The sequence below is a fragment of the Polaromonas sp. AER18D-145 genome (assembly GCF_002379095.1).
Lineage (GTDB): Bacteria > Pseudomonadota > Gammaproteobacteria > Burkholderiales > Burkholderiaceae_C > Polaromonas.
The window spans coordinates 1-23,079 of the sequence record NZ_NBZV01000002.1; the positions used below are offsets into that span (position 1 = coordinate 1).

Genomic DNA, 23,079 nt, shown 5'->3' on the forward strand with positions numbered 1-23,079 from the left:
GCAAGTCACGCACCGCCGAGCCGCTGTACCCAGGCTCGTCTGTAGGCAGGTGCCTTGTCCACGGCGGGCGGGATATCTAACCCACTGGAAAATCCATGTCGTTATCCCCAAACCCTCAGAAACTACCCACAGATTCCCCGGACGAGCCATTAAAGAAAGAAAGCATTGTTCGTTTATCCGCCTGTTAAGTATTGAATCTCATGGAATCGAGCTATAGCGCGACCGCTACCAGCTCTGCGATTTTTGCTGCGACCACCGCCATTGAATCTTCTGTGGTGTCCAAGCCGGTTCGGGAGGCTAGCATGGGGCTGATATCTCGTAGAGCTACATATGTGGTGTTGTGCACGATTGGAACTAGCCGGTTACCAGCCAGAAGTGCCGAAAGCTCTTTATCGGCTACGCCCTCTTTTGGGAGGCGGTTCAGCAACGCAGGAGTTACAAGCACAAGCCCTATTCGCGAATTGGCTAAGCCCTTGTCAATGGCGCGCATCATCGGCACGCCGAGGCCCAGGTCCTTCTCGCTGAACCAAACTTTGACACCAGCGGCCTCGAGCAAATCGTGCAGCTCTTTGGCTGGCCCCTGCCGGTCGTCCCACGCGTGGCACAGGAAGACGTCACGAAGGTCAGGTTGCGCCGCTGCTCGTGCCTCAACGGCTTCGCGGATCGGGGTGAGTGACTGCACTTGGTCAGACGTGTATGACACGGACGAACCCGGTCTCGACCAGCGCGGCCTCGGACTGCCGCTGGACCTGCCACTACCGCTGCCACCGCTGCTGCCATAGCCACCCCCGCTGCTCCCGTAGGACGGGTACGACCCGGAACCGTAGCCGCCGTAGCGGTTATAGCCGCCACCTCCGCATGCTGGGCAGTCTGCTCGACCGCTCGCTGTGCGATGACCATATGTTGGTGCTGTGCATCTAGCCATTGAAGGTTCCTTGCTGTGTGGGTGACGATGGTGTCTTGACCCGTAGCACGGTAAGCTTTTTTGTTACGTTGCGCCTCCTCTGAATAGATGAGGCTGAACGAAAAAAGCCCTCCGAACATGGGAGGATTGTTTAGCATTCCACATGTCTCAGCGTGCTCATTTGCTTCTCGATATACACCGTAGAAGCTTGATCTGTACGGCTCAGTAGCTGCCAGAGCGTCGAGGCGAACGGCCCGAAAAAGGAGTCAGAGCGCGCAAAGCGCAGCGCACGACGCCACACAGTTGCTTCAGCGTAGGAGAAGGCCAGCTCCCATTGGCGATGATGTCTCACGCCTTGCCCGCGTCCGGCTGGGCACAGTGGACAGGTGGCCACGCACAGCGTGGTTCGCCATCCAACACATCATCCAAAGGACACACCATGACCGAAAAAACCGCCAGCGTGCATTGGGAAGGCCAAGGCAAACAGGGTCAGGGCCAGATCAGCACCGAAACCGCCGCGCTGAAAGCCTATCCCTACGGTTTTGGCAGCCGTTTTGAGGACGACCGCACAGGCACCAACCCTGAAGAGCTGCTGGGCGCGGCGCATGCCGCCTGTTTCACCATGGCCTTTTCGTTTGCCTGCGACAAGGCGGGATTTGCCACCGAGCAGGTCGACACCCAAGCCAAAGTCCGGCTGGTGCCGGAAGGCGACGGTTTTGTGATCGACCGCATTACGCTGACACTGGACGCGAAGGTACCGGGCATGGCCCCGGACCAATTCCAGCAGATCGCCGAGGCCGCCAAACGCGGCTGCCCGCTGTCCAAGGCACTTGCCAGCGTGCCCGAGATCACGCTGAAGGCAACCTTCAAGCCGTGATCGACGTTTAGCCTGCGGCGGCGATCTGCCGCAAGGCCTGCTCGAACACCTCGGCCGGCTGCCCACCCGAGATCAGGTGTTTGTCGTTGATGATGACGGCCGGCACCGCGTGAATGCCCTGCTGCAGGTAAAACTGCTCGCGTTCGCGCACGGCGTCGGCGTACTCGTCCGAGGCCAGAATGGCCTTTGTACGCGTGATGTCCAGGCCGACCTCGCCGGCCACGCGCGCCAGCACCTCGTGCGAGCCCGGGCTTGCGCCGTCGGTGAAATAGGCCTTGAACAGCGCCTCCTTGAGCGCCCGCTGGCGCCCTTCTCCTTCTTCCTCGGCCCAGTGCAGCAGGCGGTGGGCGTCGAAGGTGTTGTAGATGCGGCTGCGTTTGTCCATGCTGAAGGTAAAACCCACGTCCTGCCCGCGCGCGCGGATCATCTCGCGGTTGCGCTGCGACTGCTCGGGTGTGGAGCCGTATTTTTCAGCCAGGTGTTCGCCGATGTCCTGGCCTTCGGCCGGCATCCGCGGGTTCAGCTCGAAAGGCTGGAAGTGCAACTCGGCCTGGACCTCGCCAGAAACCCGGCCCAGCGCGTCTTCGAGCGACTTGAGGCCGATCACGCACCAGGGGCAGGACACGTCGGAGACGAAGTCGATTTTCATTTGGATCGGTGCCGGCGTGGTCATGCGTGTGTCCTTGAAAGAGGAGTAGGAAATCAGGGCCAATGGTAGTGTCTATCGAGCAACCCCGCAGGCTGGCGGGCCAGCCGGAGGACACCCCTCTGGCGGAAAACTACCCCAGAATGCACAGGAAGAGCCAAACCCTTTCCACCCGGTTTACATCAGGACACACCATGCTCCAACTCCGCCCCAACTGCGAGTGCTGCAACAAGGACCTGCCCAACGAGTCCCTTGACGCCCGCATCTGCACCTTCGAATGCACCTTCTGCAGCGATTGCGCCGCCAGCAAGCTCCAGGGCATCTGCCCCAACTGCGGCGGTGAACTCGTCGTGCGGCCGCGCCGGCCGGCGGACAAGCTGGCCCGCTACCCGGCCTCGACCGAGCGGGTCTTCAAACCCGGCGGACAAACTGGCCACGGGATGAACAGCAGCCCGCCTTTCCTTTCCTCTGTTTCTTCCGTTTCCTCTGTTGTGTCGTCGCGCGGTGGGGTTCCCCGCGTCGAGGGCTCGCTGCCGCCGCACCAGCGGCTCCTGATTTCATAGCTGCTTGCGCACGTCCTGCTTGGGCTGGCACCTGTTTTTGCTCTACATCAAGCAGCTGGCACGGCCAGGCCCGTCTGACCGTCAAATAGGACTTGTCTGATGGCAGGCCGCGCCGCGCAGGACTATGGTGGGCATCTCAAACGGAGATGTCCATGAACCGTCCCACCTCTGCCCCGGCGAGCCGCGAAGTCCGTATTCCCTGCGGAGAAACCTGGCTGTACGGCGACCTGGTCCTGCCGACCGGGGCCAAAGGCCTGGTGGTGTTTGCCCATGGCAGCGGCAGCGGCCGGCACAGCGCCCGCAACCGCCAGGTGGCGCAGAAACTCCAGCAGGCGGGCATTGCCACCCTGCTGTTCGACCTGCTCACCGTGCAGGAAGAACAGGTCGACACCCACACCCGCGAACACCGTTTCGACATCGCCCTGCTGACCAGGCGCATGCAGCAGGTCACCGACTGGGTGGCGGCGCAGCCGGACCTGCAACACGCCCCCATCGGCTATTTCGGCGCCAGCACCGGCAGCGCGGCGGCGCTGATTGCCGCGGCGCTGCTCGGCAAACGCATTGCCGCCGTGGTCTCGCGCGGCGGCCGCCCCGACTTGGCCGGCCCGGTGGCGCTGGCGGCGGTCACAGCGCCCACGCTGCTGATCGTGGGCGGTGATGACGAAGAGGTGATCGCGCTCAACGAGCAGGCCTACGCCCATTTGCACTGCGAAAAACGGCTGGCCATTGTGTCGGGCGCCACCCACCTGTTCGAGGAACGCGGCACCTTGGAGCAGGTGGCCGATCTGGCGACCGACTGGTTCAGCGCCTACCTGGCTCCCGCCAAAAACACGGGGGTTCACCATGAGAGACACACGCCTTCCCTATGAGGACCGCCGCGAGGCGGGCCGCGTGCTGGCAGACGCGCTGGCGCACTACCGCGGCCGCCCCGACCTGCTGGTGCTGGCCCTGCCGCGCGGCGGCGTGCCCGTGGCTTACGAGGTGGCGCGCGCGCTGAAGGCACCGCTCGACGTGTTTGTGGTGCGCAAGCTCGGTTTTCCGGGCCACGAGGAATACGCCATGGGGGCCATTGCCAGCGGCGGCGTGCGCGTGATGAACCCGATGCCGGGCATGCACGTCACGCCCGAAGAGGTGGCCGCCGCGGTGGCGCGCGAGCAGCCCGAGCTGCAGCGGCGCGAGCGGCTCTACCGCGGCCAGGGCCCGGCACCCGATCTGCACGGCCGCACGGTGATCGTTGTTGACGACGGGCTGGCCACCGGCGCAACCATGCACGCCGCGCTGCTGGGCATACGCCAGCAGCAGCCGGCCCACCTGGTGATGGCCGTGCCGGTGGGCGCCGCGGATAGCTGCCAGGCGCTGCAGTCCCTGGCCGATGAAGTGGTCTGCGTCGCCACGCCCGAACCGTTTCGCGCCGTCGGCCTGTGGTACCGGCAGTTTCCGCAGACCAGCGACGACGAAGTGCGCGCGCTGCTTGAAGACGCCCGTGAGCACGCGCCGTCCCCCTGACACCCCACGAGGACCCTGCCATGACCACGCAGCATTCCACCCTGCACACCAACACGGCCCTGCTGGAGGGCCTGCGGCAGCACCTGCACCCCCTGACCGGCAGCGCGCACGATTACGACGGCTTGCTGCGGCTGATCGGTCCGGCGCGTTTTGTCCTGCTCGGCGAAGCCTCCCACGGCACGCGCGAGTTCTACCAGGAGCGCGTCAACATCACGAAACGCCTGATCACCGAAAAAGGCTTCACCGCCATCGCGGTGGAGGCCGACTGGCCCGACGCCTGGCGCGTCAACCGTTATGTGCGCGGCCTGTCCGACGACCGCCATGCCGGGGACGCCCTGTCGGGGTTTGAACGTTTTCCCGCCTGGATGTGGCGCAACACCGTGGTGCGCGACTTCGTCGAGTGGCTGCGCGAGCACAACGCTGGCCGCAGCGCCGCCAGCCAGGTCGGCTTCTACGGCATGGACCTGTACAGCCTGTTCACATCCATCCAGGAGGTGCTGGCCTACCTGGACCGCACCGACCCGCCGGCGGCAGAACGGGCGCGCGACCGGTATGCCTGTTTCGACCACGCGGCCGAAGACAGCCAGGCTTACGGTTACGCCGCCAGTTTCGGCCTGGCGCCCAGCTGCGAAGACGATGTGGTGCAGCAACTGCGCGCCATGACCCGGCGCTTCGGCGAGCTGCCGACCACGCCCGGGCTGGAGCGCGACGAGATGTTTTACGTCCAGCAGAACGCGCGCCTGGTGCGCAACGCCGAGGAGTATTACCGCACCATGTTCCGCGGGCGCGTGTCGTCGTGGAATCTGCGCGACAGCCACATGGAAGAAACGCTGCAGGCGCTGGACCGCCACCTGGGCGCCGACGGCGTGCCGCCACGCATGGCCGTCTGGGCACACAACTCGCACCTCGGCGACGCAGCAGCCACCGAAATGGGCGACCGCGGGGAATGGAACGTGGGCCAGCTCGTGCGCGATCGCCATGACGGCGACGCCGTGCTGGTGGGCTTCAGCACCCACCACGGTTCGGTGACGGCCGCGTCGAACTGGGACGAACCGCCGCAGCACAAGCGAGTGCGCGCCGGCCTGCCCGGCAGCTGGGAGGCGCTGCTCCACCAGACCGAAACCAGCCGTTTCTGGCTGAACCTGCGCGACAACGCCGCGCTGGGCGAAATCGCGGAACCGCAGCGGCTGCAGCGCGCCATCGGCGTGATCTACCGGCCCGAGACCGAGCGCCAGAGCCACTACTTCCACACCCACCTGAGCCAGCAGTTCGACGCGCTGATCCACATCGACGAAACCCATGCGCTGGAGCCGCTGGACCGCGGCCCGGTGTGGCATACCGGCGAGGCACCCGAGACCTTCCCGTCGGGTATGTAGGTTTTTTTTGGCCTTTCTTTAATGGAAGTCGCGGCTGGAGGTGCCCAGCCGACCGAGCAGCGGCGTCAGGTCCTCGAGCCGGTGCGCCACCAGGTTGCGCACGGCGCCGTAACCTTCGCGGGTGTCGTTTTCCTCGCTGCGCTGCCAGACGCCGTACACCGCCAGCAGGCGTGCATGCAGCACCTCGTGGCGCTGGGTGTCGCGCAGTGATTTCCAGACAATCACGTTGACCGGGCCGGTCTCGTCTTCCAGCGTCACGAAGATGGTGCCCTTGGCGGTTTGCGGCTGCTGGCGCACCGTGACGATGCCGCAGGCCGCCACCTCCCGGCCGTTGGGCAAGGCATTGAGCTCGCCGGCGCTCAGCAGGCCGCGCCTGGCCAAGCGCGGCCGCAGCAGGGCCAGCGGGTGGCGGCGCAGCGTGAGGCCGGTGGCCTGGTAGTCGAACAGGATGTTTTCGCCTTCGGGTGTCTCCGGCAAAACCAGGGGGGTTTCATGCGTGGGCACGGCCTTGAGCAAGGCGGGCGCGGGCTGGATGGCCGAGGCTTCCCAGACCTGCTGGCGCCGGTGGCCGGCCAGGGGCCGCAGCGCATCGGCGGCGGCCAGCGCGTTGATCTCGCGCGTGCCGAGCTGCGCGCGCGAGACCAGGTCTTCGGTCGAGCTGAAAGGCGCTTGCGCGCGGGCTTGCGTGATGCGCAGCGCCGCCGCTTCCGGCAGGCCCGCCACCAGGCGCAGGCCCAGGCGCACGGCGGGTTGTTTTTTGCTCCGTTCGGGCTGAGCTTGGCCTGTCCTGAGCTTGTCGAAGGGTCGAAGCCTGTCCGCCGCATCGAAGAACCCTTCGACAGGCTCAGGGCGAACGGTTTCAGCCTCAGCGCAAACGGAAGGTTCTTCCAGCGTGCAATCCCACGCGCTGCAGGTCACGTCCACCGCGCGCACCTCCACCCCGTGCCGGCGCGCGTCCTGCACCAGCTGTGACGGCGCATAAAACCCCATGGGCTGGGAGTTGACCAGCGCCGCCAGAAAACACGCGGGCTCGTGGCACTTGAGCCAGCAGCTCACATAGACCAGCTTGGCAAAACTGGCGGCATGGCTTTCCGGAAAGCCGTACTCGCCAAAACCTCGGATCTGGCTGAAGATGTTTTCCGAAAAGGTGGCGTCATACCCGCGGGCCGTCATCGCGTTGACCAGGCGGTCGTGAAAACGCTCGACCCCGCCTTTGCGTTTCCAGGCCGCCATGGAGCGGCGCAAATCGTCGGCCTCGTCGGCCGTGAATTTGGCGGCGATCATGGCGATCTGCATGACCTGCTCCTGGAAAATCGGCACGCCCAGCGTTCGGCCCAGCGCCTCTTTCAGCTCCGGGTATTTGAATTCGATCTCGCCGCCGTTACGGACAATTTCGCGGCTCTTGAGGTAGGGGTGCACCATGCCGCCCTGGATAGGTCCGGGCCGCACGATGGCCACCTCCACCACCAGGTCGTAGTAGTTGCGCGGCTGCAGGCGCGGCAGCATGGACATCTGCGCGCGGCTCTCGATCTGGAACACGCCCACCGTGTCGGCCGCGCAGATCATGTCGTAGGTGGGCTTGTCGTCGCCGGCAATCTGGTGCATCTGCAGCTGGCTGCCGCGCAGCTGGTCCACCAGGTGCAGGCAGCGCCTGATGGCCGACAGCATGCCCAGCGCCAGCACATCGACCTTGAGCAGGCCCATGGCGTCGAGGTCGTCCTTGTCCCACTGGATGATGCGGCGATCTTCCATGGACGCCGGCTGCACCGGCACCAGGCGTGTGAGTTTGCCCTGGGTCAGCACAAAGCCGCCCACATGCTGGCTCAGGTGGCGCGGAAAACCGATCAGCTGCACCGACAGGTCCAGCCACTGCAGCACCGGCCCGGGGTCCTGCTGCAAGCCGGCTTCGGCGAGTTTTTTCTCCAGCGCCTCGCTGCCGTCAAACCAGAAATGCTCTTTGGCCAGCTGCTCGACCAGCTCGGGCGCCACACCCAGCGCCTTGCCCACGTCGCGGATGGCGCTGCGCGGCCGGTAGCTGATCACGGTGGCGGCAATCGCGGCCCGGTCGTGGCCGTATTTGCCGTAGATGTACTGGATGACTTCCTCACGCCGCTGGTGTTCGAAGTCCACATCGATGTCGGGCGGCTCACGCCGTTCGCGGCTGATGAAACGCTCGAACAGCAGCTGGCTTTCCGCCGGGTTGACGGCCGTCACGCCGAGACAAAAACAGACGGCCGAGTTGGCGGCCGAGCCGCGCCCCTGGCACAGGATGTCCTGCTGCCGGGCAAAACGCACGATGTCGTGCACGGTGATGAAGTACATCTCGTAGCCGAGTTCCTCGATCAGGGCCAGTTCGTAGTCAATCTGCGTCTGGATCTTTTCCGGCACGCCGCCGGGGTAACGCTCGCGCGCGCCTTCGGCCGTCAGCCGGCGCAGGCACTGTGCGGGCGTTTCCGCTTCGGGCACCATGTCGCCCAGCGGGTAGCGGTACAGGTTGCGGATCTCGTCCAGGCTGAAGCTGCAGCGCGCCGCCACCGCCAGCGTGGCGCGCAGCAGCCCGGCCGGGTAAAGGTCGGCCAGGCGCATGCGCGGGCGCAAATGCGCTTCGGCATTGGCCTGCAGGGCAAAGCCGCATTCATACACGGTCTTGCCCAGGCGGATGGCCGTCATCACGTCGTGCAGCGGCTTGCGCGAGCGCACATGCATGCGCACCCCGCCGGCCGCCACCAGGCGGATGCCGGTGCGCTGCGCCACCGTTTGCAGCTGCTGCAGGCGCAGCGCGTCGTCCAGGCCCTGCAGCAGCTCGACGGCCAGCCAGGCCTGCATGCCAAACAGGCCTGCAGCCCAGGCGGCATGGGCGCCAAGCGCTTCGGTATCGATAGCGTCCGGCAAGGGCGCGAGCAACACTTCGCAATCAGCCAGCAGCGAAAAATCGCTGTCGCCCAGCGCCACGCGGTAGCTGCCTTTGTCGAGCAGGTCACCGGCTTGCTTGGCCGCGGTGATGAACTCGCACAGGTTGCCCCAGCCGGCCGCGTTGTGCGGCAGCACCACCAGTCGGAACGGATGGCCGGCCTCTACCCAAAATTCGGCCCCGGGCAGCAGCTGGAGCCCGTGTTTTTTGGCCGCCACATGGGCACGCACCACCCCGGCCACCGAACATTCGTCGGTGATGGCCAGCGCGCGGTAACCCAGGCCGGCGGCCCGCTCGACCAGCTCTTCGGCATGTGAGGCGCCGCGCTGGAAGCTGAAGTTGCTCAGTACATGCAGCTCGGCATAGTCGGGAAGCGGTCCGCTGAACATGACGTCTAGGGCCTGTTCACACTATTTATACGAGTGCGAACGTGGTGAAAACAGCGCCAATCTAGGCGCGCGACGACGCTCAGCCTGGGCGGCTGGGCTAGGAGTGCAACGACGAGTGGCGTTGTTTTCACCACGTTCCCTCCGGGTTGCGGCCAAAAAGGCCATGCGCAGCGTTGCAAAGCCTTGCCGGGCGCCAGCCCGGCTGCATTTTGCGCCTCACGCATGATCTTTTTGACTCGCAACGCATCTTGCATAAATAGTGTGAACAGGCCCTAGGCAAAAAACCCGTGCAGGTACCAGGCGCGCCGCTGCGCGTGCTCCGGCTGCGGCACCGGCAAACGCTCGCTGAAAACCCACAGCAAACCCGCCTGCTGGCTGCGGTAGATGAAGTAGTCGCGGATCGCCGCGGGCTTGCTGCGCACGCCAGTGCCGTCGCCGGCCGCGTCACCGGTCATCAGCCAGCCGCTGGCCTCCAGCCGCTGCGGGCCCGCCAGCCGCAGCAGCGGCCCCTGGTAGACCGGGCTGTCGCCCACCGCCGCCAGCCGGATCGGTTCGGGCAGCAGCCAGGTCGGGTAGAGGGCGTCAACCCTGGCCTCACCTTCCTCCACTTTCTTCAAGCCTTTTTGGCGTCTGGCCCTTGTCTGGCGGTCGCCAGAAGCTATCAATTGAATAGCACCCTGGGCACTCACCCAGCGCTGCATCTGCTCGGGCCGGTGGTCGGCGCAGGGCTGCCAGGCCTGCACTTGCGCTGGCCCCAGGCGGGCGCTCAGGCGTTCGATCAGTTCCACCGCGCTGTCGCCCTGCTGGCGCGCTTCCATCAGCAGGCTGGTGGTGGCGGCGGCCGCGTCCACCAGTTGTTCGGTGACCAGCGAGCGCAGGCTCAAGGCATGCACCGGCGCCGGCAGCTTTTGCTGCGCAAGGTGCTCGGCGATCAGGCGCGTGACGTGGCGCAGGTCCTGTGTGGGCTGGGCGGTGCGCACTTCCATCTCGCCGGTGGGCGCCACGTCGCGGCGCTTGTCCAGGTACCAGGTGAGCCGGAGTGCGCAGATGCCGCTTTGCCGCCCCAGCAGCCAGGCATGCAGGCTGGCCAGCAGGCGTTCGGCCCCGGCCATCAGCGCCGGGCCGTGCGTGACCAGCGCGTTGAGCTCAAGCTTTTCCTCGAAATGTTCGGGCAGCACCAGCCACTCATGGTTGTCGGGCAGACTGCCGCGCGCACGGTCCAGCGCTTCGAGCAGTTCCGCGCCGAAACGCCGGGCCACGCCGTCGCGCGGCAGGCGCAGCAAGTCATCCCAGCTGCGGCAGCCGATGCGCTCTAGCACACTCAGGTGCGGGCGCGCCGCGGTGAGGGTGTGCATGGGCAGGTCGGCCACCCGCGTACGGCCCTGCCCCGGCTTGACGGCCGCATGGCGCAAGCGCCCCAGTGCTATCAAGGATGTAGCGCCTTGCGCCCGCCGGATATGGGCTTGAAGGTTTTTTGATTCAAAAAACGCCAGCGCGCTCTGCGTCAGCAATTGCATCAGGCGCGCCAGCCCGCCAAACAGGCGCAGACTGCCGGTCACGTCCAGCAGCACGGCCTCGTCCACCAGCGCCACGCGCGGCGTGAAGCCCAGCGCCAGGCTGGCCACGGTGCGCTGCAGCGCGGCCTCGTCCATCAGTGCCGGCCCCGGCTCAGTGGTGATGGATGTTTGCAATGCGATCCAGCAGTGCATGGGCATGGGCATCCTCCCCGGGTACAAAAGCCACACGCGCCTGGGCCGGCTGCAGCCGGGGCAGCAGGACACCGGCTTCCTCGCGGCGGCGGCGCACGCGTTCGCGGCTGGCCACCAGCAGGGCTGACAGGCGCGCCGGCCGCGTGGCCAGCAGCAGCGGCGCGGCCAGCGGCGGGCCGCGCCGCTTGAGCACATGCACCCGCAGGTTGCCCTCTTCGGCCGCCGCACCTTCGAGCAGCAGGCGCAGCGGCGCGGGTGAAGACTCGAGCTGCGCGCGCAGCGGCCGGAACACAAACAACAACTGGCTGTGCGCATGCGCGGCCATCTGCAGGCGGCGCAAATGGGCACTGCGCGCATCGGGCAGCCAGGCCAGCACGGCGGCCACGTCGGCACACTGCAGGGCTTCGCGGGTGGCCCACAGCAGCGCCGGCCCCTGGCCGCGCACACAGAGCACGCGCTGCATGTTGAGCTGGCGCGCGCCCAGCGCCGGGCCGAACGGCAACCAGGGCGCGCCCACCAGCACCACCAGTTTGGCGGGCGCCGCGGCCTGCACGGCGGCCAGCGCCGGCGCCAGCAAACCCCACTCGTGCAGGCCAGCCTGCGGCTGCAGCATTTCCACCAGCGTGCCCTGCGGCCAGCCGCCGCCGGGCAGCACCTGGTTCAGTGGCGCATAGCCGGTGTCCAGGGCCGGCAGGCTGTGGCTGCCCAGCTCGGCGGCGCGCCAGACGTCGGCGTGCTGCGCCAGGCCGGCGGGCAAAGGCGATGCGGGCGTGACGGAAGAAAGCGGGTTCATGAAGGGAAAAGACATAGAATACTGGTTATATGTACAGTATTACACCTTTTCCGGCCTCAGGGGAGTATCCTTTCTTTTGGACTTTCTCTTGGAGTCACGCACGATGAAAGATTCACTGCGGCGGGCCTGTTGCCTGGCTGTGCTTTTGCTGGTCGCGGCCTGCTCGAAAGAGCCCGAACCCGTCGACTTGGCCAACACGCCCAGGCCTTACCCCGCCAACGTGAAGCCGGGTTTCATCAACAAGGTGTGGGAAGTCAGCCTGTCCACCGGGGTCGCGCCCGGCACGCTGTACGCATTTTTGTCGGACGGCACGCTGGTGGTCACCTCGCCCAACAGCAAGGCCGCCTTCGGTGCCTGGACCTACCAAAACGGCAAGCTCACGATGATCGAGGAAGCGCAGGAGTACAAAACCGACATCCTGGCCCTGAGCCACGACGAGTTACGGCTCAAGAGCCACAACCCCGGCGGAAGCATCGAAATTGTGCTGGTGCCGGCGCGGGTGGCACCGCTGCCGCACTGAACGTCCGGATCAGCGGCGCGCGGCTTGTGCCCCGCGCCCCTGCACCACCAGCAGGGCCAGCATCAGCAGCGCAATGCCGGCAAAACAGAGAAACGACCAGTTGGCAATCGACAGGCCCAGAAAAGTCCAGTCGATCTTGGTGCAGTCGCCGCTGCCCCTGAAAATCATCGGGATCACGCGCTGCAGCGGAAAGGTCTCGATCATTCCGTAGAAGTCACGCCCGCACGAAGCAACTTCGGGCGGGTACCACTGCAGGAAACTCTGGCGCGCGGCGACAAAAGCGCCAAAGCCGGCCACCAGCAGCGTCACCGCCGAACCCGTCATGAGCAGCCCTTTGCCGCGCGCGAAAGCCGTGACACCCGTCACCACCGCCACCAGCACCAGCGCATAACGCTGCACGATACACATGGGACAAGGCTCCAGGCCGACGACATGCTGCAGGTACAAGCCAAACGCCAGCATGGCGACACAGACGGCAGAGACCAGGGCCAGCACACGGTGTGGCGCGGTTTCGAAATAGCTCAACAACATCACGGTCCTTTTTTTCGATCGATGTACGGATTGTCCGATGGTTCGTGAGTTTAGAAGGGGATAAGTTCCCTTTAAACAAACGTCATGCGCAAGCAGAGTGAAGCAACGGTCCAGAGCTGACGCCCCGATTAACAAAATCCAAATTGCATGATCGGGCTTGAGATGCTGACCTAATCCTCGTTCTCAGACTGCAGCAGTGTCTCGTAATCCTGTCCGCCGTAAAACACACCGATGATTGATACTGTCTCGCCGGTCACGGCGAAGGCGATGGCACATCGCCCCTTGTAGTTGGTGACACGCAGTCCGGGGCGTATGTCGTCGCGGGGATGGCTTCGATGCGGAAAGGTATGCAATCCCTCGCAATATGTGATGATGGCTTCCGTATAGCGCTGTGCAATGTCCGGGGAGGCAGCTTGCGCGATGTAGTGGTAAAGCTCGGCGATCTGATCTTCGGCTTCCGGCGCAAAAACGACGGTGTAACGCATCAGGCTTTTGCAGAAGTCTTCTTGTGTTCGGCGGCAAGCCTTTTTCGAACCTGGTCAGCGGTGACAGCTCTTGACGGATCGGCCTTCAGCGTGTCGTACGCCGGGCCAACCTGACCACGAAGCCAATTTTCCATAGCGTGATCGCGGGCCATGAGGGCGCGCAAGCCGTCCCGGATCACTTCGCTTTCGGTGGCATACGTCCCCGCGGCCACTTTGGCTTTCACCAGGCTTGCCATCTCATTTGGCAAGGTGATGCTCAACTGTTGGGTGGTGCGCATGAGGTACTCCTGAAGTAGGATTAAATCATACGCTTCTGCTCCAGAATGATCAAATCCTCGCCCCCTCCTCCACAAACACCCGCGCGTTGCGCGGCGTCACCACCAACAGCTCGCCCTCACGCAGCCCCATGTCGCGGTATTGCTGTGAGGGAATCTGCACTTCGATCAGCGGGTCGGCCTGGTCGCTGTCTTCGGAGGGTGTCAGTTCCAGCCGGGCGATGGGGCCGATCACGATCGCGCGGCTGAGCTGGGCGGCAATGCCTTCGGCACCCGGCGAATAACGCTGCACGTCGAAGTCGTGCGGGCGCACATAGGCGAAAGCTTTGGCGTTTTGCGCGCCGCTGTGTTCGGGCGAATCCAGGCGCATGCCTTCGAGCTGGATCTTGCCTTCGTGCGCGCGGCCGTGGAACAGGTTGACGTCGCCGAGAAAGCCATAAACAAACGGGCTGGCCGGGTGGTCCCAGACCTGCTGCGGCGAACCGATCTGCTCGACCTTGCCCTGGTTCATCAGCACCACGCGGTCGGCCACTTCGAGCGCCTCTTCCTGGTCGTGCGTGACAAAAATGCTGGTGACATGCAGGTCGTCGTGCAGGCGGCGCAGCCAGCGGCGCAGTTCCTTGCGCACCTTGGCGTCAAGCGCGCCGAAAGGTTCGTCGAGCAGCAACACCTTGGGCTCGACCGCCAGCGCGCGGGCCAGCGCAATCCGCTGGCGCTGCCCGCCCGAGAGCTGCGACGGAAAACGATCGGCCAGCCAATCGAGCTGCACCAGGCCCAGCAGCTCATGCACCTTTTTCTTGATGTCGGCGTCGCTGGGGCGAGAGGCCCGCGGCTTGACGCGCAGGCCGAAGGCGACGTTTTCGAACACCGTCATGTGGCGAAACAGCGCGTAATGCTGGAACACAAAACCGACCTGGCGCTCGCGCACATGCACGTCGGTCGTGTCTTCACCGCTGAAAAAAATGCTGCCCTGGTCAGCGGTTTCGAGCCCGGCGATGATGCGCAGCAAGGTAGTCTTGCCGCAGCCCGAGGGGCCGAGCAAGGCGACCAGTTCGCCCGAGGCAATGTCCAGGCTCACGTCATTGAGCGCCTGGAAGTTGCCGAAGTGTTTGCTGATGTTGCGGATTTCAATACTCATGATTTTTCTTTCTCCCTCTCCCATGGGGAGAGGGTTGGGGTGAGGGCCGGCGCTGGCGGAGCTTGGAAGCTGCCCTCACCCTGGCCCTCTCCCGGAGGGAGAGGGAACAAGTCGGGGCCGTTCCGGTGGCAGATCCACCGCGGCTTTTTGCTCCTGCTCGGCACGCCACTCGGCCACCGACTTGATGAGCAGGGTGACCAGGGCCAGCAGCGCCAGCAGCGAAGCCACGGCAAAAGCGGCGACCGACTGGTACTCGTTGTAGAGAATTTCCACATGCAGCGGCAAGGTGTTGGTTTGCCCACGGATGTGACCGGACACCACTGACACCGCGCCGAACTCGCCCATGGCGCGCGCGTTGGTCAGAATCACGCCGTACAGCAGGCCCCACTTGATGTTGGGCAGGGTCACATGCCAGAAGGTCTGCCAGCCGGTGGCGCCCAGCACGATGGCGGCCTGCTCCTCGTCGCTGCCCTGGGCCTGCATCAGCGGGATCAGTTCGCGCGCAATGAAGGGAAAGGTCACGAACACCGTGGCCAGCACAATGCCGGGCACCGCAAAAATCACCTTGATGTCGTTGGCCGCCAGCCAGGGGCCGAACCAGCCCTGGGCGCCGAAGACCAGCACATACATCAGGCCGGCGACCACCGGCGACACCGAAAACGGCAGGTCTACCAGCGTCGTCAAAAACGACTTGCCACGAAACTCGTACTTGGCGATGGCCCAGGCGGCCGACACGCCGAACACCAGGTTCAGCGGCACGGCAATCGCCGCGGCAATCAGCGTGAGTTCAATGGCCGACCAGGCATCGGGCTCCTTCAAGGCGGCCAGGTAGGCGCCAAAGCCCTTGCGCAGGGCTTCGGTGAACACGGCGGCCAGCGGCAGCACCAGGAACAGCAGGACAAACAGCAGCGCGACAGTGATCAGGGTGTAGCGCACCCACGGCGACTCCGTGGTGCCCGCGCGAGCACCGACCGTGCGCCGCGAAGGGCCGCCCCGAGCAAGCACAGCCCCCTCGGGGGGCAGCGAGGACACGCCAGTGCCGAGCGTGGGGGTCGGTTTAGTCATGCGGGTGCTCCCGCATTACGCCGCTGCCAGGTCTGCAGGCCGTTGATGACCAGCAGCAGCACAAAGGAAATCACCAGCATCACCACGGCCACCGCGGTGGCGCCGGCGTAGTCGTACTGCTCGAGCTTGCCGATGATGATCAGCGGCGTGATCTCGGAAATCATGGGCATGTTGCCGGCGATAAAAATCACCGAACCGTATTCACCGATGGCGCGCGCAAAGGCCATCGCAAAACCGGTCAGCAGCGCCGGCGTGATGTGCGGAAGAATCACTCGCGTAAAAATCTGCAGGCGTGTCGCGCCCAGCGAGGTCGCGGCTTCTTCGAGTTCTTTCTCGGCGTCTTCCAATACCGGCTGCACCGTGCGCACCACAAAAGGCAGGCCAATGAAGATCAGCGCAATCACCACACCGGCCGGCGTGAAGGCCAGCTTGATGCCCAGCGGTTCGAGGTACTGGCCGATCCAGCCGTTGCCGGCCAGGATGGCGGTCAGCGAGATGCCGGCCACCGCGGTCGGCAGCGCAAACGGCAGATCCACCAGCGCATCAACGATTTTTTTGCCCGGAAACTTGTAGCGCACCAGCACCCAGGCCAAGAGCAAGCCGAACACCAGGTTGACCAGCGCGGCGAACAGCGAGGCGCCGAAGGTCAGGCGGTAAGAGGCCATGACCCGCGGCGAGGTCACCGCTGTCACGAACTGCTCCCAGGTCAGCGAAAAGGTCTTGAACAGCAGCGCCGACAGCGGGATCAGTACGATGATGCTGAGGTAAAACAGCGTGTAGCCCAGGGTCAGGCCGAAGCCCGGCAGCACCTTTTTCGAGGCGCGCCGGACCGGCGCCGCAGCCAGCGGCGCCGCAGAAAGGGTCGCAGCAGTCATGGATTACTTGACGGTGTAGAGCTTGTCGAACTGGCCGCCGTCGTTGAAATGGACCTTCTGCGCTTCACCAAGCGAGCCGAAGTAGTCCTTCACCGTGAACTGCTGGATCGGCTTGAAGACGTTCGAATACTTTTTGAGCACGGCCGGCGAACGCGGACGAATCGCATGTTTGGCGGCGATCTCCTGGCCTTCGTCCGAATACAGGTAGGCCAGGTAGGCCTTGGCCAGTTCGCCCGTGCCCTTCTTGGCCACGGTGCGCTCCACCACGGCCACCGGGTTTTCAGCCACGATGCTGGACGAAGGGTAGACCGCATCGACCTTGCCTTCGCCGAACTCGCGGTTGACCGACAACACTTCGGATTCAAAGGTGATCAACACATCGCCCGTATTGCGCTGCAGGAAGATGGAAGTCGCGTCGCGGCCGCCCTTGGCCAGGATGGGCACGTTTTTGTAGAGCTTGCCGACAAACTCCGCAGCCTGTGCATCCGTGCCGCCGTTTTTGCGCACCGAGCCCCAAGCCGCCAGGTAGGCCATGCGGCCGTTGCCGCCGGTCTTGGGGTTGACGACGATCACCTGCACGCCGGGCTTGACGAGGTCGGCCCAGTCCTTGATGCCCTTGGGGTTGCCGTTGCGCACCAGAAACACCATGGTCGAGGTGGTGGGCGAGGCATCGTTGGGGAACCGTTTCGTCCAGTCCTTGGCCACCAGGCCCTTGTCGGCCAGGAACTCGATGTCGGTGGTGGTGTTCATGGTCACCACGTCGGCGTCCAGGCCGTCGGCCACGGAGCGCGCCACCGCGCTGGAGCCGGCGTGCGACTGGTCGACCTTGATGTCCTTGCCGGTGGTCTTCTTGTAATGGGCGATGAAGGCCGCGTTGTAGTCCTTGTAGAACTCGCGCGCCACGTCGTACGAGCCGTTGAGCAGGGTCTGGGCCGAAGCCAGGCCACCGGTGGCCAGGGCGAGGGAAGCAAGAACGAGTTTGAGTTTGAGTTTGAGTTTGGTGGTCATACAGTTTCCAGAGGAGCGGAGGGAAAAGAAGAGCGAGAAGAAGAGGAAGAAGAGGAAGAAGGTGAATGAAGGCGGGAAGCGACATCCACGTCAACGGCCAGCGACTGCAGCAGGGCCGCGCCCAGCGGCCATTCGCCGTGGCCCGATTCGATGTTGATGTGGCCACCGTCCTGGATGCGCACGAACTCGCTGCCCCAGGCCCGCGCATAGGCGCCCGCCAGGCGCACCGGGCAATACGGGTCGTTGCTGCTGGCCACGATCACGCTGCGGTAAGGCAGCTTGCGGGCCGGCACGGGCGCAAAGTCGCTCAGGATGGAGCGGCGCTCCGGGTCGGCCGGGGCCACCAGCAAGGCGCCCTGGATGCGCGCTGCCGCATCGGCCGGCAGGTGTGTGGTGGCAATGCAGCCCAGGCTGTGCGCCACGATGACGACCGGCTCGTTTTGCAGCAGGATGGTGCGGGCTATCGAGGCCACCCACGCCTGGCGGCTGGGCGTGATCCAGTCGTCCTGCTGCACGCGCACGGCGTTGTCCAAGCGCCCGGCCCACAGGCTTTGCCAGTGGCCGGGGCCGGAGTCACGCCAGCCGGGAACGATGATGACACGCACTTGCCTGACCAATCGTTAATGGACAGGCCGGGCGCTGGGGGGTTGGGCGGTTGTCATGAGAACTCCTGTCAATGCATATTCAAAAATGCATTTTGGGGAGTCCGGCTTAAAACTCAAAAGAATATATCGTTTTAAATTTATGCCACATAACGATATAACCGATGCAGCTTGGCCCTGTTCGCGTTCCGCCCGAGATGGCCTTCCGCGTGGACCGCATCTCTTACCGGTTGCCCGGACCGATGCATCAAATCGGCCCTCAGCCCTTGTTCCACCTGCGCAAGCAGCTATCAAAACAAGAGCGACTCACTTAACTGCTAAACCATCTCCTCGGCCTTCAGGTGCTCGCCCAGAAAGTCCAGAAAACTGCGCACGGCCGGCACCTGGCCCCGGCGTGAAGGAAACACGGCATGCACCATGCCCGGCCGCAAGGCCCAGCCGGGCAGCACCGGCACCAGCAGCCTGGCCTGCAGCTCGGCCGTGCACAACATCTCCGGCAAAAAGCTCATGCCGGTGCCGGCCAGCACCGCCAGCTTGAGCGTCTGCAGGTCATCGGCCACATAACGCGGCTGGTGCTGCAACACAAACTCCTGCCCCTGCGGGCCCAGCAGCTCCCAGGCGCTGCGCCCCTCGGTGGCCGACATCGCAACCGTGTCGAGGTTTTTCAGATCGTCGGGCGTGGCCGGCGCACCCTGCCGCCTGAGCAGATCGGGGCTGGCCAGCAAATAGCTGCAGGAGGCCCCCAGCTGCTTGACGACCAGGCTGCCGCTGTCGTCCAGCGTGGGGCGCACGCGCAGCGCCACGTCCATGCCCTCCTCCACCAGGTCCACCACCCGGTTGGTCACCCGCATGTCGAGCTTCACATGCGGGTGCTGGGCCAGGAACTGCGGAATCAGGTAGCCCAGCGTGCCCTGCGCCAGGGTCACCGGGCAACTGATGCGCAGCGTCCCGCGCGGCTCGCTCTGCATCTGCGCCACGGCCTCGCCAGCGGCCAGGGCCTCGTCGCGCATGGCCACGCAGTGGCGCAGGTAGAGCTCGCCCGCCTCGGTCAGCGACAGCTTGCGCGTGGTGCGTTGCAGCAGCCGCACGCCAAGCTGCGCCTCCAGCTCGGCCACCCGGCGCGAGAGCCGCGATTTGGGCAGGCCCAGCGCCCGGCCCGCCGCCGCAAAGCCGCCGCGCTCGGCCACTTCGGCGAAATACAGCATGTCGTTCAGATCCTGCATGGGCGGCTCCCCGGTTGGTTGGTGGTGTGTTGCCCCGGGCTTGGGCCCGGCTCCACGGATGGCGGCCCCCTGATCGGGGGTCTGCCGCGTCGATTGTCCTGTTTATAGGACGATGTATCGCATTTTTGCCATCTTATCAATGAATGGATTCATCCGCACAATCTATCCATGGCTGCGATTCATGGTGAATACGGCCAACCACCGATTCATCCCCTTTCAAGGAACCCCTCATGACCAAGCTTCTGCACATCGACTCCAGCATCCTCGGCGGCAACTCCGTGTCGCGCCAGCTGACCGCCCAGATCGTCGCCTCCTGGCGCGCCGGCCACCCCGCCACCGAAGTCAGCTACCTCGACCTGGCCGTGGACACCCCCAGCCACCTGTCGGCCGAGTCCTTGGGTTTTCGCATGCCCGCCGGCAGCGACCTGAGCGACGCGCAGAAGCGCGAGAACGCGATTTCCGAAGCGCTGGTGTCCCAGTTCCTCGCCGCCGACGCGATTGTGGTTGGCGCACCGCTGTACAACTTCTCCATCCCCACCCAGCTCAAGGCCTGGATTGACCGCATTGCCCAGGTCGGCCGCACCTTCACCTACACCGACAAGGGCCCGGTCGGCCTGGCCGGCGGCAAGACCGTGATCGTGGCGTCCGCGCGCGGCGGTGTGTACTCGACCAGCGACGCCGGCAATGCCATGGAGCACCAGGAAAGCTACCTGAAGACCGTGTTCGGCTTCTTCGGCATCACCGACGTGCGTTTTGTGCGCGCCGAAGGCTTGGCCATGGGCGATGCGGCCAAAGCCGCCGCCCTGGCTGCCGCCACCGCTGACATCGCGGCGCAAGCCACTGCCGCCAACGAAGCGCAGGCCGCACTGGCAGCCTGAAAGGGCACAGCGGCTTCAGGCCGTTGACGCAGGACGGGCGGCCTTGTGCCGCCCTTTTTTCTGCAGGGCCAGTGTTGCGCCCCACAGGACCACGCCGATCACCAGCAGCACGGCGGCGATCTTGTACTGCACCGGGTCACGCCCCGTCCATGGCCCCACCAGAAAGGCGCAGGACATGGCACCGAGCACCGGCAGCACCAGCGGCGCGTGAAAATGCTTGTGGCTGACCTTGTCCTTGCGCAGCACCAGCACGGCAATATTGACGATGGTGAATACCACCAACAGAAGCAGCGCCGTGGTGCCGCCAAGGGCCGGCACCTCGCCGACAAAAGTAATCAGGCCAAAGGCCAACAAGGTCGTGAACGCAATGGCCACATAGGGCGTGCGCCGCGCCGCATGCACCTTGCCCAGCACCGCCGGCAACACGCCCTCGCGGCTCATGCCGTAAACCAGCCGGCTGGCCATCAGCATGTTGATGAGCGCACTGTTGGCCACGGCAAACATGGTGATAAAACCGAACAACTCGACAGGAAAGCCCGGCGCGCCTGCCTGCACCACCTGCAGCAGCGGGGTCTCACCTTCGGCCAGCTTCTCGGGCGGCACCAGCGTGATCGCCGCGATGGACACCAGAACGTAAACCAGCCCGGTGATGAACAGGCCAGCCAACAGCACCTTGGGGAAGATGCGCGACGGCTCCTTGCTCTCCTCGGCCATGTTGACCGAATCCTCGAAACCCACCATCGCAAAAAAAGCCAGCGAGGTGCCGGCAATCACCGACCAGAAGGCGCTGCCGCCGTCGGCCGTCGCCTTGAACTGCATCACACGCGAGACGTCGCCCTGCCCCGTGCCGATGGCCCAGGCGCCGATGCAGATGATGATCAAGAGGCCGGTCAATTCCACACAGGTCAGCAGTACATTGGCCTTGACACTTTCCCCGACGCCGCGGAAATTCACCGCCGCCACCAATGCCATGAAGCCCAGACCGACAGCGGTTATGCCGAAGCCGCTTCCCAGATCCAGGTTGAAGGCGCCGGCCAGGTTGGCCGCAAAGGCGCGTGACGCGGTGGACGCCGAGGTGATGCCCGAACACATCACAGCAAACGCCACGATGAAGGTGATGAAATGAACGCCGAAGGCTTTGTGCACATACAGCGCCGCACCGGCAGCCCGGGGGTACTTGGTGACCAGCTCAAGGTAGCTGAAGGCGGTGATCAGGGCCACCACAAAAGCCACCAGAAAAGGCAGCCACACCGCCCCACCCACCTGCTTGGCGACCTGGCCCGTCAGCGCATAAATGCCGGTGCCAAGAATGTCGCCGACGATAAAAAGCAGCAGCAGCCATGGCCCCATGACGCGATGCAGGGCAGGCTCGGCCGCAGTGCCGCCCGTGACGGGTTTGCCGGGAACAGGTGCGGCGGCCATGACTCAGGCGACCGCGTGCTTTTTCACAAAACCCACATAGCTGTCCACCCAGCCCTGCAGGAACTTGCGGCTCGCCTCGCCGATGTTGCCGCCTTCGTCAAACAGGCCTTCCTTGGCATGGACAAACGCTTCGGGCTGGCCCAGGGTGGGCACGTTCAGGTAGGCCAGGATGTTGCGCAGGTGCTGCTGCGCCAGCGCCGTGCCAATGGGGCCGACGGACGCGCCCAGCACACCCGCAGGCTTGCCGTTCCACACGCTTTTCCCGTAGGGACGCGAGGCATGGTCAATCGCGTTTTTCAGGACGCCGGGAATCGAACGGTTGTATTCAGGCGTAAAGAACAGCAGCCCTTGGGCCGCCGTGATCTCGCCCTTCAGGCGCGTCACCTGCGCCGAGGGGTTGCCGTCGTCATCCTGGTTGTAGGGCGGCAGGTCGTCGATGCGCACATGGGTGAAACTGAAATCCGCCGGGAACAGCTTTTCAAGCGCCAGCGCGAGCTTTTTGTTGAATGAATCCTTGCGAATGCTGCCGACGACAACGGCGATGCGGTAGTGAGCCATGAGGTTCTCCTGAAAAAATGGTCTGACTGGCGGGACCCATGAAGGGGACGGACCATTATGCGAGGCGGCCCGACATTGCGCGGCGTGAGGACAAAACAGCAAGCGGATACCGCGATGGCCTTATGCCCGGGAAAACATCAATAATGGTTCGCCATCACCGCTTGCGCCCCCGACCCACATATTGGAAATACCTTGAACCCCAAAATCAAAGAGCTGCTCGGCCAGATCACCACGCTGGAAGACGAGCTGCGCTCCGCGCTGCGTCAGCAGGAAACGCAGCTTTTCTACCAGTTCAAGGGCAAACGGGTCGAATTCGAGGGATCGATCCGCGAGACGCATCGCAAATTGAAACGCAGCCTGTGGCGCTGGATCGTGACGGACCGCCCGCAAAATTTTCTGACCGGGCCCATCATCTACAGCCTGATCGTTCCGCTGGCTGTGCTTGATCTCTGCGTCACGTTGTACCAGGCCAGTTGCTTCCCGATCTACAGGATTGCCAAGGTGCCGCGGGCCGACTACTTCGCCCTGGACCGCCGGCACCTGGCCTACCTCAACGCCTTCGAGCGTTTTCACTGCACCTACTGCGCCTACGCCAACGGGTTGATTGCCTACGCGGCCGAAATCGTGGCGCGGACCGAGCAGTATTTCTGCCCCATCAAACACGCGCGCCAGCTGTTCAGCTCCCACTCACGCTACGAGCGCTTTCTGGCCTACGGCGAAGCCGCCGACTACCATGCCAAGCTCGAGGCGTTCCGCCTGGCGCTGGAAAAAGAGATGAAGAACTAGGGCCGGCCTGCGCCATGCCGGGCCGTGTCACCGTTTCCC

Annotated in this window: 23 protein-coding genes and 1 pseudogene; 8 read left to right on the top strand and 16 right to left on the bottom strand. The window is 64.6% G+C overall.

What is annotated here, in order from left to right:
* Positions 1–211 precede the first annotated feature (211 nt).
* Entirely contained in the window at positions 212–682 is a 471-nt protein-coding gene (locus B7G52_RS01470) for a toll/interleukin-1 receptor domain-containing protein (protein WP_240523280.1), read from the bottom strand.
* 661 nt (positions 683–1,343) lie between these two features.
* On the opposite strand from B7G52_RS01470, the gene B7G52_RS01475 reads away from it, so the two are divergent.
* Positions 1,344–1,781: an OsmC family protein gene (locus tag B7G52_RS01475; protein ID WP_096695689.1), complete on the top strand. Its 438-nt coding sequence runs from the start codon at positions 1,344–1,346 to the stop codon at positions 1,779–1,781.
* A gap of 7 nt (positions 1,782–1,788) precedes the next feature.
* Here B7G52_RS01475 and B7G52_RS01480 read toward each other — a convergent pair whose 3' ends face one another.
* Positions 1,789–2,454 carry a DsbA family oxidoreductase gene (locus B7G52_RS01480; RefSeq protein ID WP_096696038.1) on the bottom strand — a complete coding sequence of 222 codons (666 nt, stop codon included), beginning with the start codon at positions 2,452–2,454 and terminating at the stop codon, positions 1,789–1,791.
* Between the two features lie 167 nt (positions 2,455–2,621).
* On the opposite strand from B7G52_RS01480, the pseudogene B7G52_RS23930 reads away from it, so the two are divergent.
* The 4 genes and pseudogenes from B7G52_RS23930 to B7G52_RS01500 all read left to right on the top strand — a co-directional run.
* Positions 2,622–2,852, top strand: a pseudogene (locus B7G52_RS23930) (DUF1272 domain-containing protein); the annotation flags it as partial.
* 290 nt (positions 2,853–3,142) lie between these two features.
* On the top strand, positions 3,143–3,859 hold the full coding sequence (locus B7G52_RS01490) for a dienelactone hydrolase family protein (protein ID WP_096696040.1): 717 nt from the start codon (positions 3,143–3,145) through the stop codon (positions 3,857–3,859).
* Positions 3,834–4,496 carry a phosphoribosyltransferase gene (locus B7G52_RS01495; RefSeq protein WP_096695693.1) on the top strand — a complete coding sequence of 221 codons (663 nt, stop codon included), beginning with the start codon at positions 3,834–3,836 and terminating at the stop codon, positions 4,494–4,496. The genes B7G52_RS01490 and B7G52_RS01495 overlap by 26 nt, the downstream gene beginning before the upstream one ends.
* 20 nt (positions 4,497–4,516) lie before the next feature.
* A complete protein-coding gene (locus tag B7G52_RS01500; RefSeq protein WP_096695695.1) occupies positions 4,517–5,872 on the top strand; it encodes an erythromycin esterase family protein in 1,356 nt (451 codons plus the stop codon).
* 18 nt (positions 5,873–5,890) lie between these two features.
* Here the strand turns inward: B7G52_RS01500 and B7G52_RS01505 are convergent, their stop codons facing one another.
* The 3 genes from B7G52_RS01505 to imuA form a co-directional block, all read right to left on the bottom strand.
* Positions 5,891–9,172 (bottom strand): error-prone DNA polymerase, encoded by a 3,282-nt coding sequence (locus B7G52_RS01505; RefSeq protein WP_096695697.1) that lies wholly within the window; start codon positions 9,170–9,172, stop codon positions 5,891–5,893.
* A 272-nt stretch (positions 9,173–9,444) separates the two neighbouring features.
* Positions 9,445–10,887, bottom strand: coding sequence for a DNA polymerase Y family protein (locus B7G52_RS01510; RefSeq protein ID WP_240523281.1), 1,443 nt, complete (start codon positions 10,885–10,887; stop codon positions 9,445–9,447).
* Positions 10,841–11,689: a translesion DNA synthesis-associated protein ImuA gene (imuA, locus tag B7G52_RS01515; protein ID WP_240523282.1), complete on the bottom strand. Its 849-nt coding sequence runs from the start codon at positions 11,687–11,689 to the stop codon at positions 10,841–10,843. The genes B7G52_RS01510 and imuA overlap by 47 nt, the downstream gene beginning before the upstream one ends.
* Before the next feature lie 88 nt (positions 11,690–11,777).
* On the opposite strand from imuA, the gene B7G52_RS01520 reads away from it, so the two are divergent.
* The gene (locus tag B7G52_RS01520; RefSeq protein WP_141397364.1) at positions 11,778–12,194 is read left to right on the top strand and encodes a hypothetical protein; all 417 of its coding nucleotides are present in this window, start codon (positions 11,778–11,780) and stop codon (positions 12,192–12,194) included.
* A gap of 9 nt (positions 12,195–12,203) precedes the next feature.
* Here the strand turns inward: B7G52_RS01520 and B7G52_RS01525 are convergent, their stop codons facing one another.
* The 9 genes from B7G52_RS01525 to B7G52_RS01565 all read right to left on the bottom strand — a co-directional run bounded on the left by B7G52_RS01525 (position 12,204) and on the right by B7G52_RS01565 (position 19,396).
* Positions 12,204–12,725 carry a disulfide bond formation protein B gene (locus B7G52_RS01525; RefSeq protein ID WP_096695701.1) on the bottom strand — a complete coding sequence of 174 codons (522 nt, stop codon included), beginning with the start codon at positions 12,723–12,725 and terminating at the stop codon, positions 12,204–12,206.
* A gap of 170 nt (positions 12,726–12,895) precedes the next feature.
* Positions 12,896–13,210 (bottom strand): type II toxin-antitoxin system RelE/ParE family toxin, encoded by a 315-nt coding sequence (locus B7G52_RS01530; RefSeq protein ID WP_096695703.1) that lies wholly within the window; start codon positions 13,208–13,210, stop codon positions 12,896–12,898.
* Positions 13,210–13,488, bottom strand: coding sequence for a type II toxin-antitoxin system ParD family antitoxin (locus B7G52_RS01535; RefSeq protein WP_096695704.1), 279 nt, complete (start codon positions 13,486–13,488; stop codon positions 13,210–13,212). The genes B7G52_RS01530 and B7G52_RS01535 overlap by 1 nt, the downstream gene beginning before the upstream one ends.
* A gap of 49 nt (positions 13,489–13,537) precedes the next feature.
* The gene (locus B7G52_RS01540; protein WP_096695706.1) at positions 13,538–14,623 is read right to left on the bottom strand and encodes a sulfate/molybdate ABC transporter ATP-binding protein; all 1,086 of its coding nucleotides are present in this window, start codon (positions 14,621–14,623) and stop codon (positions 13,538–13,540) included.
* Positions 14,624–14,698: 75 nt separating this feature from the next.
* On the bottom strand, positions 14,699–15,688 hold the full coding sequence (gene cysW / locus B7G52_RS01545) for a sulfate ABC transporter permease subunit CysW (RefSeq protein WP_240523283.1): 990 nt from the start codon (positions 15,686–15,688) through the stop codon (positions 14,699–14,701).
* Positions 15,685–16,563: a sulfate ABC transporter permease subunit CysT gene (gene cysT / locus B7G52_RS01550; protein ID WP_096695708.1), complete on the bottom strand. Its 879-nt coding sequence runs from the start codon at positions 16,561–16,563 to the stop codon at positions 15,685–15,687. Before cysT ends, cysW begins: the two co-directional genes overlap by 4 nt.
* A gap of 3 nt (positions 16,564–16,566) precedes the next feature.
* Positions 16,567–17,571, bottom strand: a complete 1,005-nt coding sequence (locus B7G52_RS01555; RefSeq protein WP_096695710.1) for a sulfate ABC transporter substrate-binding protein — start codon at positions 17,569–17,571, stop codon at positions 16,567–16,569.
* On the bottom strand, positions 17,568–18,176 hold the full coding sequence (locus B7G52_RS01560; RefSeq protein ID WP_096695712.1) for an alpha/beta hydrolase: 609 nt from the start codon (positions 18,174–18,176) through the stop codon (positions 17,568–17,570). Before B7G52_RS01560 ends, B7G52_RS01555 begins: the two co-directional genes overlap by 4 nt.
* A gap of 314 nt (positions 18,177–18,490) precedes the next feature.
* Positions 18,491–19,396 carry a LysR family transcriptional regulator gene (locus tag B7G52_RS01565; protein ID WP_096695714.1) on the bottom strand — a complete coding sequence of 302 codons (906 nt, stop codon included), beginning with the start codon at positions 19,394–19,396 and terminating at the stop codon, positions 18,491–18,493.
* A 230-nt stretch (positions 19,397–19,626) separates the two neighbouring features.
* Between B7G52_RS01565 and B7G52_RS01570 the strand changes: the two genes are divergently transcribed.
* Entirely contained in the window at positions 19,627–20,274 is a 648-nt protein-coding gene (locus B7G52_RS01570; protein WP_096695716.1) for an FMN-dependent NADH-azoreductase, read from the top strand.
* A 15-nt stretch (positions 20,275–20,289) separates the two neighbouring features.
* On the opposite strand, the gene B7G52_RS01575 is transcribed toward B7G52_RS01570, so the two are convergent.
* Positions 20,290–21,696, bottom strand: coding sequence for an APC family permease (locus B7G52_RS01575; RefSeq protein ID WP_096695718.1), 1,407 nt, complete (start codon positions 21,694–21,696; stop codon positions 20,290–20,292).
* 3 nt (positions 21,697–21,699) lie between these two features.
* Positions 21,700–22,254, bottom strand: a complete 555-nt coding sequence (locus B7G52_RS01580; protein ID WP_096695720.1) for an NADPH-dependent FMN reductase — start codon at positions 22,252–22,254, stop codon at positions 21,700–21,702.
* Positions 22,255–22,446: 192 nt separating this feature from the next.
* Between B7G52_RS01580 and B7G52_RS01585 the strand changes: the two genes are divergently transcribed.
* Positions 22,447–23,040: a hypothetical protein gene (locus B7G52_RS01585; RefSeq protein WP_096695721.1), complete on the top strand. Its 594-nt coding sequence runs from the start codon at positions 22,447–22,449 to the stop codon at positions 23,038–23,040.
* Positions 23,041–23,079: the final 39 nt, after the last annotated feature.

Excerpts from the sequence above, each read along its gene's own strand:
- B7G52_RS01565 (WP_096695714.1), bottom strand. The coding sequence starts at position 19,396 with ATGCAGGATCTGAACGACATGCTGTATTTCGCCGAAGTGGCCGAGCGC.
- B7G52_RS01475 (WP_096695689.1), top strand. The coding sequence starts at position 1,344 with ATGACCGAAAAAACCGCCAGCGTGCATTGGGAAGGCCAAGGCAAACAG.
- cysT (WP_096695708.1), bottom strand. The coding sequence starts at position 16,563 with ATGACTGCTGCGACCCTTTCTGCGGCGCCGCTGGCTGCGGCGCCGGTC.
- B7G52_RS01495 (WP_096695693.1), top strand. The coding sequence starts at position 3,834 with ATGAGAGACACACGCCTTCCCTATGAGGACCGCCGCGAGGCGGGCCGC.
- imuA (WP_240523282.1), bottom strand. The coding sequence starts at position 11,689 with ATGTCTTTTCCCTTCATGAACCCGCTTTCTTCCGTCACGCCCGCATCG.
- cysW (WP_240523283.1), bottom strand. The coding sequence starts at position 15,688 with ATGACTAAACCGACCCCCACGCTCGGCACTGGCGTGTCCTCGCTGCCC.
- B7G52_RS01490 (WP_096696040.1), top strand. The coding sequence starts at position 3,143 with ATGAACCGTCCCACCTCTGCCCCGGCGAGCCGCGAAGTCCGTATTCCC.
- B7G52_RS01530 (WP_096695703.1), bottom strand. The coding sequence starts at position 13,210 with ATGCGTTACACCGTCGTTTTTGCGCCGGAAGCCGAAGATCAGATCGCC.
- B7G52_RS01525 (WP_096695701.1), bottom strand. The coding sequence starts at position 12,725 with ATGTTGTTGAGCTATTTCGAAACCGCGCCACACCGTGTGCTGGCCCTG.
- B7G52_RS01540 (WP_096695706.1), bottom strand. The coding sequence starts at position 14,623 with ATGAGTATTGAAATCCGCAACATCAGCAAACACTTCGGCAACTTCCAG.
- B7G52_RS01505 (WP_096695697.1), bottom strand. The coding sequence starts at position 9,172 with ATGTTCAGCGGACCGCTTCCCGACTATGCCGAGCTGCATGTACTGAGC.
- B7G52_RS01555 (WP_096695710.1), bottom strand. The coding sequence starts at position 17,571 with ATGACCACCAAACTCAAACTCAAACTCAAACTCGTTCTTGCTTCCCTC.
- B7G52_RS01500 (WP_096695695.1), top strand. The coding sequence starts at position 4,517 with ATGACCACGCAGCATTCCACCCTGCACACCAACACGGCCCTGCTGGAG.
- B7G52_RS01570 (WP_096695716.1), top strand. The coding sequence starts at position 19,627 with ATGACCAAGCTTCTGCACATCGACTCCAGCATCCTCGGCGGCAACTCC.
- B7G52_RS01510 (WP_240523281.1), bottom strand. The coding sequence starts at position 10,887 with ATGCCCATGCACTGCTGGATCGCATTGCAAACATCCATCACCACTGAG.
- B7G52_RS01575 (WP_096695718.1), bottom strand. The coding sequence starts at position 21,696 with ATGGCCGCCGCACCTGTTCCCGGCAAACCCGTCACGGGCGGCACTGCG.
- B7G52_RS01520 (WP_141397364.1), top strand. The coding sequence starts at position 11,778 with ATGAAAGATTCACTGCGGCGGGCCTGTTGCCTGGCTGTGCTTTTGCTG.
- B7G52_RS01580 (WP_096695720.1), bottom strand. The coding sequence starts at position 22,254 with ATGGCTCACTACCGCATCGCCGTTGTCGTCGGCAGCATTCGCAAGGAT.
- B7G52_RS01535 (WP_096695704.1), bottom strand. The coding sequence starts at position 13,488 with ATGCGCACCACCCAACAGTTGAGCATCACCTTGCCAAATGAGATGGCA.
- B7G52_RS01480 (WP_096696038.1), bottom strand. The coding sequence starts at position 2,454 with ATGACCACGCCGGCACCGATCCAAATGAAAATCGACTTCGTCTCCGAC.